Annotated in this window: 6 protein-coding genes; 1 reads left to right on the top strand and 5 read right to left on the bottom strand. The window is 37.7% G+C overall.

Going from position 1 to position 13,480, the window contains the following annotated elements; translation table 11 throughout:
- Positions 1–4: 4 nt before the first annotated feature.
- Positions 5–787 (bottom strand): ABC transporter permease, encoded by a 783-nt coding sequence (locus M595_RS10090; protein ID WP_023066085.1) that lies wholly within the window; start codon positions 785–787, stop codon positions 5–7.
- 18 nt (positions 788–805) lie between these two features.
- Positions 806–2,515 carry a flavin monoamine oxidase family protein gene (locus M595_RS10095; protein WP_023066053.1) on the bottom strand — a complete coding sequence of 570 codons (1,710 nt, stop codon included), beginning with the start codon at positions 2,513–2,515 and terminating at the stop codon, positions 806–808.
- A 192-nt stretch (positions 2,516–2,707) separates the two neighbouring features.
- Between M595_RS10095 and M595_RS10100 the strand changes: the two genes are divergently transcribed.
- A complete protein-coding gene (locus M595_RS10100) occupies positions 2,708–3,607 on the top strand; it encodes a PPC domain-containing protein (protein ID WP_023066064.1) in 900 nt (299 codons plus the stop codon).
- Here M595_RS10100 and M595_RS10105 read toward each other — a convergent pair.
- The 3 genes from M595_RS10105 to M595_RS10115 are packed head-to-tail and all read right to left on the bottom strand — an operon-like array spanning position 3,591 to position 12,619.
- Entirely contained in the window at positions 3,591–5,684 is a 2,094-nt protein-coding gene (locus M595_RS10105) for a diguanylate cyclase (protein ID WP_023066060.1), read from the bottom strand. The genes M595_RS10100 and M595_RS10105 overlap by 17 nt on opposite strands.
- Positions 5,685–5,694: 10 nt before the next feature.
- Entirely contained in the window at positions 5,695–7,620 is a 1,926-nt protein-coding gene (locus M595_RS10110) for an EAL domain-containing protein (protein WP_023066077.1), read from the bottom strand.
- Entirely contained in the window at positions 7,613–12,619 is a 5,007-nt protein-coding gene (locus M595_RS10115) for a PAS domain S-box protein (RefSeq protein WP_023066071.1), read from the bottom strand. The genes M595_RS10110 and M595_RS10115 overlap by 8 nt, the downstream gene beginning before the upstream one ends.
- Positions 12,620–13,480: the final 861 nt, after the last annotated feature.

The raw sequence follows: 13,480 nt of genomic DNA on the forward strand, positions 1-13,480 counted from the left end.
TCAATTAACTGGATGCACTGGTATAAAACCGCAACGCAAACCGCCAAAATCCGGCGGAAAAACAGAATAATATTAAGGCTAAAATTCCTGAACTAATTACCCCTGTTGCTTCAGTTCGACCTAATAGCGTTTCTGCTGGAATTGTGGTTAAAAAAGCGACAGGAATAATAAAAGTAAAGAAAAATCGATAAACTGTAGGATAAGCCACCATTGGAAATCGACCCGCTTCTAATAACCCTCTCAATACTTCCGTGACATTATAGACTTTCACAAACCAAATACTCATCGATCCTAACATAAACCACAAACTGTATAAACTTATTATTCCAAAAAAAAGCGGAATTAAACTCAACAAATAATCAGTTATTTCTAACTGTAATTGCTGACCTGCATAATAAATAACAAGACACCCAAAAACTAAATCAGGTAAACCCCAAGGAGAAACAGTGCGCGTAGAAAGCCAAAACTGACTGCTAATTGGTTTTAATAAGATAAAGTCAAGAGTTCCTTCTTGAACATGAGTGACAATACGATTCAAATTAGGAACTAAAAGCGTTGCTGAAAATCCTTGTAAAAGTGTAAAAATCCCTAAGACCACTAACGCTTCTTGCCAACTCCAACCTTCAAATTCATATCCAGTACGATAAAATAAAAATAATCCAAAAACACTACCTACCAAGCTCCCTAAACTACTAATTGTTGCTAAAATAAAGTTAAGTCTATACTCTAATTCAGCCGCAATTGCTGTCCTCCAAAATAGTTGTAAAATTTGCAAGTAACGTGTCATTTTTTATGATTGATAGAATTATCTCTGCTGAAGTCGTCTTTGCATTCTACGACCACCCGGACGGCGATTTTGACGAATACGGGAACGACGATTAAATCTAAGTTTAGCGCGAATTGCCTCAGCAATTTCTGTTAAACCAACATCTTCTAAAATATCACTGGCAACTAATTCTCCCGTTTCACAACCTCCTTCCATAAAGCCTTGATATTCTAAAGAAGTGTGTTCCCCTGCAAAAAATAAATTCCCCACTCGTTCGCCTTCAACGCCATAAAATCGGGTAAATTCTCCGGGTCGATAACACAAATATGATCCTAAACTAAACGGGCTTCCCGTCCAAAATGCACGGTTTGCTTGATTGCGAATTGCCACGGAATTAATACCGGGAAATACTGCTTCTAAGTTGGTATTCAACTGTTGGGCTTGGTCTTCAACTGTTCCCGCCCCGACCGCCACACCTTGAGTTCCTCCGGTATAGTTTGTGATTAAACCAATTGTACTCGAAGCATAACGACTATTGCTACTTTCCCAAGTATTTTGAAATCCTAAATCGGTAAAAACATTCCCTCTTGAATTAAAACGAGTTCGCCAGATTTTATCAGTATAGCCTGTAATTAATTTCGAGTTTGTTCCATAACCGACTGTATCAATTGCCTCTCGTTTAACTTCAGGTAATTCTACATCAATTTCAATGGTTCTGAGAACACTAAAAGGAATCGTTAATACAACTCGTTCATAAGTTCGTTCTAAACTATTGATTCCTGAACGTAAACTAACCAGAAAACGACCCCCGGACTGTTCTCGAATAGACTCTAAAACTGTGGTTGTAGTGATTGAACCTTCTAAAATTTGGGCTAGTCTTTGGGTAATTTGTTCACTCCCGCCATCAAGATAAAAGCGTTCGTCACTCTCTCCAAAAACTTCAAACGTTCCCGGTTCAGTGCCAATATAATAAATCAAGTTTAACGGTGATTGTTCTTCAGTATTTAAACCAAACTCAATTGTGTAAGCAATTCTTAAAAGTTGACGAATAATCGGTGTTGTGGGAATTTGATTCAAATATTGGGCGAGGGAAATATTATCAAGGGCGATTGTTATTTCATCTTCGGTGGTATAATCTTCAAAGTTATCAATCGCTTCTAAATCCGCTTCGACTTGCACGGCTACGGGAACAAAATCATTAATAATTTCTGCTAATGAAACTCGTCGTCCTTCAAAAAAATAAGTATCGGGAATTAATCCCGCATCAACGGCTAATAAATCAATTAAAGGTAAGCCTAATTCTTCGGCTAAACTGCGAATACAAATATGATCGGTATTAATAAATTCTCCGCCTAATTCGGCAATTAAAGGGGTTCCTGCGGCTTTTTTGAGGGTGTTAATTCGTCCTCCTACACGGTTTCGGGCTTCGATAATATCAACTGGAACTCCCGCTTGAGTTAACCGATAAGCAGCCGCTAATCCCGCAATTCCCGCCCCAACAATTAACACGGGAGAAATACTAGACTGAGCATTCGCCTGATGTCGATATTGTCCAATCATTGCAGTTGTCATCGCACTGGCGCTGGCGAGTCCAATTTGGAGCAAACGGCGACGAGTTAAAAGTGCATGAGATTGGCGATATTCATGGCGTATTCCTAACAGTTCATCAGTGGGAATTCCTGTTTTTCTTGAGGTTTTGGCAATACGATAAGCCTGACGCAAGACCCGCATTAATGCAGATTTAGCCATTGTTTAATCTCACTTTTTCAGTTTTATTGATGAATTCGGATCTATTGTTATTCATTGTCGTTAACATCGGTTATAAATTTCACAAAAATATACATTAAGTTTTGGTTTGGTAAATTGTCTAATCATGGTATGATCATTTTCTAGCATAAAAACAGAAAGTTTAACATCAAAATTAGAAGGAATTAACTCTCTATGCTGACGTTTGAAGACTTTTTAGATCAAGATTTTTATTTAGCCCAATATCCCGCAGTTTCAGAAGCGATTGATGCGGGAGAATATGAAAGCGGACTCGATCATTTTTTACAAGTCGGACAGTTTGAAAGTTTACAACCCAATCCTTTATTTGATCCAGCTTATTATCGTTCGATTTATACAGATGTTTCCGCCGCAATTGAACGAGAAGCGATTACAGCAGCCGAACATTTTATCTTATTTGGTCAGTTTGAACAAAGAAACCCTAATCCCTTATTTGATACTACTTATTACTTAGAACAATATCCCGATGTTGAAACCGCTTTTGAAGCAGAACAACTCACCCCGTTTGAACATTTTTTTAGATTTGGTCAGTTTGAAGGGCGCAATCCCAGTGTATTTTTTGATAGTTTATATTATCAAGAGACTAATCCAGATGCCATTACCGCCATTGAAGATGGCGTTGTAGACAGCTTATTTGAACATTTTATTCGCTTCGGACTCAAGCGTGGAAAATTAGGCGTTTCTCCCGAACCTGAGAATGATTTATCAGGAGTATTTCAACTCGATACTCTACTCGGAAGTCGTACTGTTATTGAGTCTGTGAGTACAGAAAATCCAGTTGATATTTATCGTTTTGTTGTACCCAATGAAATTAGTCAAGTCAGTATTCGTTTAAGTGAATTAATGGCTGATGCTGATTTAGAGATTTTACAAGATATTAACGCCAATGAAGTGATCGAGTTTGATGAAATTTTCGCAACATCAAAGAATTTGGGGATAGCTTCAGAATCTCTGATTTTTGATCAACTAACAACCGGAACTTATTTTATCCGAGTCTCGCAGTTTGAAGGAGAAACCGATTATAATTTAAGCTTTGATGTCACTCCGATTGTTTAGTTTCATCTGCTATCATAACTCGATCTCGTCCTTCATTTTTAGCACGATAAAGAGCAGTATCAGCAGCCCGTACAACCGCTTCTCTTGTCAGTCCATGTTCGGGAAATATTGCTACTCCCACAGAAATTGAAATCCTTTCTAATGGCTGACGATGATAGTATAGGTTGATTGTTTTGACTCCTTCTCGTAATATTTCTGCTCTTTGTTGAGTCGTTTCTAAATTCGTTTCGGGAAGCATCAGTAGAAACTCCTCTCCACCATAGCGACAAGCAATATCGGATTTACGGATTGAACTTTGAAGGAAATTCCCGAGTTCTTGAAGAAGTAAATCACCCGCTTCGTGACCATAATTATCATTAAATTTCTTAAAATGATCTACATCTAACATCACAATTCCTAAGCATTTCTGTTTACGTTCAGCGTAATAAATTTCACGGGCGAGAGATTCTTCTAAATAGCGTCGATTAAACAAACCTGTCAAAGGATCACGAATATTTTGGGTTTGAAGTTTTTCTCGCAATTTTAAATTACCAAGCGCTAAAGCAATATGTTCAGCAACGGTTTCTGCGAGTGCTTTATGAGTCTGAACTAATTGTCCTTTTCTGTGAGAACTTAAGTGTAAAATTCCAATCGCTTCTCCTTGCGCCATCATCGGAATACACGCATATTCAACCGGGAGAAAACTAGAAGCTGAGGTGAGATGTTGACAGAGTAAATCAGTGTTTATATCGACAACTAAATGTCGCTTTCCACGCCGCAACGCCCAACATTCATGGGCTGTAAATAACCTTTGACTTTCTGGGTTTTCCCAAATGACAACAGCTTCCACTAAATGTCGAGATTCATTCATCATAAATACCCCTCCCGATGTATTTGGAAATAGACGTTTGAGTGAACCTGTAATCACTTGATAAGCTTCTTCTACGGTGACACAAGCTTGTAATAAATCACTCATTACACTAATTTGTTTTAAGTCTCGGTTATATCGTTCTAGTTCTCCCACCCATCCTGAAAGTTTTTGATTGGTTTCTTCTAATGCTTTTTCGGCTTGTTTTTTGTGGCTAATATCACGTAACATCACCGTAAAGACTTGTTGATGATTCACTTCCAGTTTAGAAATAGAAGCTTCTGCGGGAAATTCAGTGCCATTTTTACGAAATCCTTCAATCTCTCCCCATTCTTTTCCAGTGCGATGAGTTGCTTTTGTTGAGTCTGCAAAATCTGTAATATTTTGATGATAAATCTTTTGATAAGATGGAGGAAGTAACATTTCAAAAGGTTGTCCAATTACTTCCTCTGCAAAATAACCAAATAAATGTTCAGCACCTCGGTTAAACAGAATAATTTCTTGTTGTTGATTAAAAGAAATAATCGCATCTTGAGCGAGATCAACAATTCCTGAAAACTGGGCTTCGCTGGTTCTTAGTTTTTCCTCAATATCTCGACGTTTTTTGACATCTTGATACAGCATAAATCCAGCTAAAGAAACTAATCCAACTGCTAAAATACTACTCATAATAATTGCAGAGATTATCTTTTTTGTAGTCGAAATAGTTGCGTTAGTTCGTTGTTTTAATAATTGGTTTTCTTCTGCTTGTAATTGATTGATCAGTTGGCTAATTTTCTCATTAACGACCTGATTTTCACCCGTTTGTATAAATCTAAAAGCAGGTTCTAATCCATCTGTTATGCGGATATTCATGCTTGTTTCTATGAGGTTAATCTGGTCATCAATCAGAGATTTTAAAATCGAAATTCGGTTTTGATGACTCGGATTATCTTGGGTGATTTTTTGAATATAATCAAGCTGTTTTTGAATTAAAATATACTTTTCTTGATAACCATAAAAATAATTTTTATCGGCGGTAACAATATATCGTTCTTGTTGATTTTTAATCAACTCTATTAAAGCAATAAGTTCCTGAATTTCGGAGATAACCTTATGCTTTTCTACAAGGTCTTGAGAAGTCTCAACCAATCGAATTGTATTCCAATAAGACAATCCACTAACTGTTGCTAAGATTGTAATCGCTAAGGTGCATCCCGTTAAAACTGTTGTTTTTAATGACCATTTCATAATGCTTGAATTAATTTGCAACCCGATCATTGAAGATGGATAAACTATCTATAAATGTTGTTGTTCCTTGTTGGAGAGATTGAATTGCATTTTCTGCGTGTTGAACAGTCATTGGTTTAGCAAACAAATATCCCTGTCCCCATTCACAACCTAATAATTTTAAATGTTGCCATTGTTCAAAGGTTTCAATACCTTCTGCAACCACCTCCATTCCTAAATTGTGGGCTAAGGCAATAATTGCCCGTACCACTGTAGCATCATGATCTTTGTCCTCAAGATTCATCACAAAAGATTGATCTATTTTTAAGCTATCAAGCGGTAATTCTCGCAGATGACTTAAACAAGAATAACCGGTTCCAAAATCATCAATACATAATTGCAAACCCATTTTTTTAGCCCGATCTAGTAAACGAGATGTTTTGACTTGCTTAGAAATCAAGCAACTTTCAGTTATTTCTAACTTCAAACCCGAACGTTCTACATTTTTCTCGATTAACATTTTTTCAAGATCAGCAAAGAACTTATACTGGGATAATTGAACCGCAGATATATTAATATGAAGCACTAAATCAAGACAACAGGAGAATTTTTGTTGCCACTCTTTCCACTGACTTATTGCTGAGTTTAAAATCCAATCTCCCAGTTGATCAATCAAACCTGTTTCTTCTGCTATCGGGATAAAAAGTCCGGGTGAAATGATTCCATCTTCTGGATGTTGCCAACGCACTAAAGCTTCAAATCCGGCTAATTCTCCGGTTGTCAAAGAAATAATAGGTTGATAGTACAAACAAAATTCTTGCTTTTCAATTCCGATTCTAAGTTTCTGTTCAAGCTGTAACCGTAACGCGGCTTGCTTTTGGAGATTGGTCGTTAGAACCCGATAACAGCCTCGTCCGGCTCGTTTGGCGCTATACATCGCTAAATCTGCATCTCGCAATACGTCTGCGACATCTTGATACCCAAAAGAACTATGAGTAATCCCAATACTCGCATTAATATAATACTGATAATCTTCCCATACTAAAGGTGATTTTAACTGATTTAAAATGGTTTGAGCTAAATAACTTACTTGCTCAATGTGGCAAACATTTTCTAATAAAATTACAAATTCATCTCCTCCCAAACGCACAACTGACCCCCGCCCATTTGCACAAGTTTTGAGCAGGAGTTGAGCAACTTGGTTGAGTAAACCGTCGCCCACAATATGTCCCATACTCTCGTTGATTACTTTGAAATGATCGAGATCTATATACATTAAGCTAAAATGAAAGCCAGAATCAACTTTCATGCGGTTAATAAAATTCTCTAATCTAGACATTAACCAATCCCTATTTGGGAGTCTCGTTAAGCTATCATGGCTTGCCATAAACTCTAACTCTTGCTTGCGAACCAATAACTCTCTATGGGTTTTTTGAAGTTGTTCTAGGGTAATTTCTAGATCCTGTGTACGCTTGAGAACTTGCTGTTCTAAATCTTGATTGAGTCCAGCAAGAGCGGTTTCTGCTTTGGTACGTTCAATCACTTCTTGTTGAAGTTGTTGAGTTGTTTTATAGAGTTGTAAATGAAGTTGAATCCGTGCAATTACTTCATCGTTACTAAAAGGTTTGGTAATATAATCAACGGCACCGAGTTGTAACCCTTTTAGTTTGTCTATTGTCTCCGATAATGCGGTCATAAAAATAATCGGAATTTTGGCTAAACTGGGATCAGATTTTAAACGAGAACAGGTTTCAAATCCATCAATTCCCGGCATCATCACATCGAGTAAAATTAAATCGGCTGGATCACGTTTAATTTTGACGAGCGCACTTTCTCCATCTTGAGCCACTCGTACATCATAACCCAGACCATCAAGTATATTAAAAAGTACACCTAGATTTTGAGAATTATCATCAACAATAATGATTTTACCTTTAATCGATAAAGAATCATTCATGGTTTTTACTCCGATATTTTTCGAGCAGATTACAAATTTCTTTTTCTTGAAAGTTATTCGCAAGTTCTAGCAAAATTTCTGCAAAAGGAGCATGACTGGGGTCAACTTGCTTGAGGTTTAAAGCTTGTTGTTTAATTTGTTTAATTTTTCCGTCTAAGGCTAACTCATATAAATTTTCGAGTAACAGATCATCGATATTCACGGAAAGTTCACCGCTGGACTGAATTGATTCTGTCAAGACGGATAGAGAATCATCTTCCTCTGCATAAATCCATTGTATTGTCAGTAGTTCATCTAATTTTTTTAACAAGTCACTACTATTAATCGGTTTGATCAGAAACGCATCTCCTCCCGCATCAAAACACAGGGCTTGATCGGCAACAAATACACTGGCAGAGGCGACAATAATTTTCAGGTTTTTATAGACAGGATTTTCACGAATCTTAGCGATCATCTCTAGCCCTCCCATCTCTGGCATGACCAGATCAGTAATAATTAAATCTAAATCTCGATAGAGTAACTCGACTTTCTCTAAACCCACTTTACCATTATTGGCTGTCTCTACTCTAAATCCAATGGAGGAAAGAAAATCCTGTAAAAATAGACAATTTTCTAATCGATCATCTATGACTAGAACTTGAGGAGACTCCCCTACAATTCCAACAATCTTTTTAGATTGTTCACGAGCTACGCTGTTCGGTAAATCAACCCCTTCTACAATCGGTAACTGAAGCTCAAAGCTAAACAAACTACCTTGATTGTATTGGCTTTCAACTTCTAGTTTCGTACCCATCATTTCTAAAAGTTTTTGAGTAATAGTTAAACCCAAACCCGTTCCTTCTGATTGTTTGTACGCTTCCGCACCTTGTTCAAAGGGCTGAAACAAACTTTCAATTTGGTCAGAGGGAATACCAATTCCTGTGTCTTGAACTTTAAACCTGAGTGTAACATAAGGATTGGAATTCGTAAAAGGGGAAATTACCTCGACTTCAAACATGACCCCACCTGTGTCCGTAAATTTAACCGCATTACTTAAGAGATTCAGTAAAATTTGTCGGAGTCTTTTTTGATCAACTAAACAAGATAAATTAGAAAGCTGAGGATCACTGAAATATGTCCAAGTTAATCCTTTTCCTTTGGCTCTCGGAGCCATAATCACAGCAATCTCATCCAAAAACGCTTGCAGCTTAATTTCATTCGGATATAAATCCATCTTTTGAGCTTCAATTTTTGCCAAGTCTAAAATATCATTAATTAAATCCAACAGATGAGTCCCACATTTATAAATAATCTCTACACTTTGTTGCTGTTGTTCGGTTAATGTTTGATCCCGTTGCAGAATTTGAGTATAGCCCAAAATCCCATTCAAAGGTGTTCGCAATTCGTGACTCATCTGGGCGAGAAATTTACTTTTAGCAACGTTTGCTGCATCAGCATTCGCTTTAGATTGTTTAAGGGCTTGGTTGGTGAGTTCGAGAGCCGCAGTGCGGACTTTTACCCGTTTTTCAAGGTGTTGGTTAACCTCTCGTACTTCTTGTTCAATCCGTCGTCGCTGAAGCGTCAAAGCCAGTTGATCTCCTAAAGAACAAATTAACTCAATGAGATGTTGATCTTGCTCCCGAAATTCTCGACAATAGAAAATAAAAATAGCCACAACCTGAGTCTCTAACTGAATCGGAATAGCTAAAGCAGTTTCCAGTTTAACTAACTTCGCTAAATCTTTTCGTAAATAAACCGAATCTAGCTGTTGAGAAATCGGAGTTAACCATTCTGGTTTCTGAGTCATAAAAACTCGCCCCGGCACTCCTTCATTGGGGCTATATTTTGTCTTAATACTTCCCAAGAAAAAGTCTTCAAAATTCAAACTGTTGCTGTAAAAATGAGAACAAAGTTCTAGAGATTGCTGTTCGATATCCGGTATCCAAGCTTCCGCAAAATCCCAATCTATCGATTCACAGATAAATGATAAGGCAATTTCTAGGGCTGAATCCAAATCCTCTGCCCCGGTCATCGCTTGATTGATTTCATATAAAAGACGTTGTTTTTCTTCCTGATGTTTACGCTCAGTCACATCTATTCCGATGCCCCAAGTTGCCCAACCTGGAACGGGATACACATCAGAAACATTCGTCCAGCTAATGGTTTTAAAACTTCCATCTTTCGCCGTTAAATTCCATTCCCAGTCATAATAATCATTCCCTCTTTCCTGCCAACTATCGATCATGTTTTGACGATACTCAGGATCAGGATATAACCAAACTAAAGCCTCGGGATTATTAATCATTTCAGCCGCTGTATATCCCGTCACCTGTTCACACGCTTTGTTCCAAACAATAATATTCCCCTGCTCATCAAACGCATCCAACATCACCGTCATATTTTCTAATACTTTTCGCAACCGTTCTTCGCTTTCACGGAGCTTTTGATTGTCTCGTTTTCGTTCTGTAATATCCTGACCAATGGCAATAATTTGCCCATCTGAAAGCAAAATATTGATCCATGATTGTTCGGTGAGCCGTCCATCTCGTACCTGAATTTTCATATCAACCCAATTCCCAATATCGGTTTGAAGTTTTTCGAGAATAAATTGACGGTATTCAGGATCAGGAAACGCATCTTCCCAGATGTCAAACTGATCAATTTCTTCAAACTTATAGCCGGAAACTTTTTCCCATTCTGGGTTAACCCAAAGAAAATTTCTCTGACTATCCATCAGAGCGATCATCACCGGAATATTATCAACAATTTTTTGTAGAAATTCTTTTTGAGTCTTGAGACTAATTTCTGCTTGTTTGCGATCAGTAATATCATAGTTGATTCCTACCATTCCTATGGGTTCACCTGCTTCATTGCGTTGAACAATAGCATCAGCTTTCAGATAGTGAATCGAACCATCAGGATGTACAACTCGAAGCTCTGTATTATATTCCCTTTTCCCTTGCAAAGCTTGTTGACAAATCCACTCGGAGTGTTCTCGATCTTCTGGGTGTAATCCTTGTTGCCAGGCTTGATAAACCCCTTCAAAATCTGACAGTTTAACGCCATAGAGTTCATACATTCGCTCATCCCAAGTCAAGATATTATTAACAATATCCCATTCCCAAATGCCGATTTTTCCCGATTTTAGTGCCAATTTCAAGCGTTCTGAAAGCTTACTCAATTGTTCTTCTGCTTGTTTGCGATTCGTGATATCACTGGCAATCTCAATAGTTCGATAAACCTCATTTTGTTCATTGCAAAGGGGAAACGCTTTTGACAAAATCCAACGAATATCACCTGTTGATTGAATAATCCGATATTCTACAGCCAATTCACCGGAATTTAGAGCAGGATTGAGTTGTTCTAAAAGGAATTCACGATCATCAGGATGTACCGCATCAAGCCAAGCATCATGTTTTTGGTAGAGTTCCTGACAACTCTGTTCCCAAATTTTTTCGTATATAGGGTTAACATAAAGGACTTGCAGGGGATGTAGAGAACGCACAAAAAAGACATCCCCAATATTTTCAGCAATTTGACGAAACTTTTCTTCACTTTCTTGTCTCGCACGACGGATTTGTAGAGTGTTAATTCCATAAGCAAGATCGGAGGCGAGTTCTTGAAGTAAGGGAATTTCTGCTTCGTTAAACGCTTCTTGTTGAGTTGATTCGAGTACCAACACCCCCAAAATATCTCTATGTATTGATGAGGAATGGTTTTCTCTTAAAATAGAATGATCATTTTCATTCAGCTTGAACAGGGGAAAGTTAGCAATATAAGTCTTTTTCGGCTCAGTTGAATCTTCTTTGCTAGAGTTAAGCAGGGCAACATTATAGACTCCAGTTTGGAGAACAGTTGTGGTTGATGTCTCGGTATCATTTAGTAAGGTTTGACAACAACTCCCAACAAGCTTAGAGAACTCCTCTACACCCTCCTCAGCCACCCAAGACAGAGTATTACAATCAGCTTGTAAAAACCCGACTCGTACTCGTTGAAAGCCACCAATTTTAACGAGAATCTGACAAATTTCTTTCAAGAGTTCTTGTTTTGTCGTCGCCCGCACTAAGGCTTGATTGCACTCGCTCAAAGTCTGTAGTGATCGGTTAAGCTGTTGGATATGCTCAAGCTGTCGGGTTCTACCTTGCAGCAAGTACACCATAAATCCTAACAATCCCGAAATCAATAATCCCCCGTAAATAATTACGGTTGGTAGGTTAGACTCATATTGTGATAGGAGTTTTGAAGTCGGTATGATTTGGAGTTGCCACGATGCTCCAGCGATTTCAACGGGAATTGTTTGGCTGTAGGCGACTTGTTCGGGAGAAATAGACTGATTGGCTTCGAGTGAATAGGTTTGGTATATTTTATCTTGTCCTTCGAGCAGAAAAATCTGATAATCATGGACAGTGGCGAGTTCTTGGAGTAAGGTTTCAAATAAAGTATTCACATGAATCAAAGCGACTAACCAACCTTGAAATTCTTGATCTTTGATCAAAGGAACATAGATTAGTAATCCATCATTTAATTTGGGGTTAAAGTAGTTGAGTTCAATCAGATCACTAATTTGAGTTTGATTAAAAACTTGAGACTGAGTAATCACCCGTTTTTGAGAACGTTTGATCTCCTGATGTGAACGTGTGATATTTTGAGTTTCTATCGTGGGAATCACCCATTGCACCTGAGAGTTTGGATTAATCCGTCCAAGAGCGAGGATATAAGGATTAGAATCTAAATAACTGTAAGTGTCTGTTTGCCATAGATTTTTTTTTTTTTCTCCCCAAAGTATCCAGCGATTTCCCATGCGGTTGAGGGAAGATATTTTATGGTTAAACTGATTGGTAAAAGCGGCTTCTATCCCCTGAAAATCTGATTGAATGAATTTCTGAAGATAGTTGTGTTCACGCATCTGAACTTGTCGCCCCAGAAAAATTGCGATGACGCTAAAGTTCAATCCCACTAATATTGATAACCAATGGGAATTTAACCAAGTTCGTTTAAGACGCTGAAATAAAAAAAACATACTTTTAGTCAAAAATGATGTATCAAAAAAAATGATGTATTTTTTCGGTTTTTATTTTTAAACTTTATCAATTTATTATCAATTAAAAGTTGAGATTCAAACTTTGATTGATTCAATTATTAAATCTGGCAGTCAATTTAATCTTATTCTAAATTTATATATCTATCTTACTCAATTTTTCTTGACTTAAGGTTAAGAGAAAGCTTTAATTCATAAATCTAAATAGTCAAAATGTGTAATTTTATACAAAATCAACCTGATACCGATCCGGTATACTGCATCCTCCTCAATCGAATTTAGGATGAAATACTTATTATTAAATCAAAATTTGAATCAACTCCTTGAGTTTATCAATGAAAATCTAATAAATCAAGACTGTTATTTCCCCTCTCTATCAACCGTTGAAATGTGAAAAAGTTGGGTCAAGTTTCAGAATTTAGACGTGGAGAAATTGAGGAGTTAGGTTTTTAGGGCCAAAAGTCTCTCGGACACGGAAGTTGTATCTGGAGTACCGATGACTAATTTCTGCGGTAATTGCATAAGTCCCGCTTGTTGAGACATATGTAAGAGTGGATGGATCTAAATGCTCCGAAGTGCAAGGCTTCGATACACTCTACGATTAACGTTAGGGTGTATTTTTTTGCTGAGAAATACCCTGTACACCATCACTTCGCGTACAGGAGTTCAGGAGTGGGGAGACAGTTTACAGTGGACCCGTTATCCGTTCTTTTGACTGTCCCCTATCCTCTGTTCCCTATTTTCTGTTCTCTGATTTACCCTCTCGTCGCCCCCGAATACACCGAACCCCGTTGCATATCCAACGTTAAAATTGTGCCATTGCGAATCACCTCTGTTGCATTC

Source organism: Lyngbya aestuarii BL J (genome assembly GCF_000478195.2).
Lineage (GTDB): Bacteria > Cyanobacteriota > Cyanobacteriia > Cyanobacteriales > Microcoleaceae > Capilliphycus > Capilliphycus aestuarii.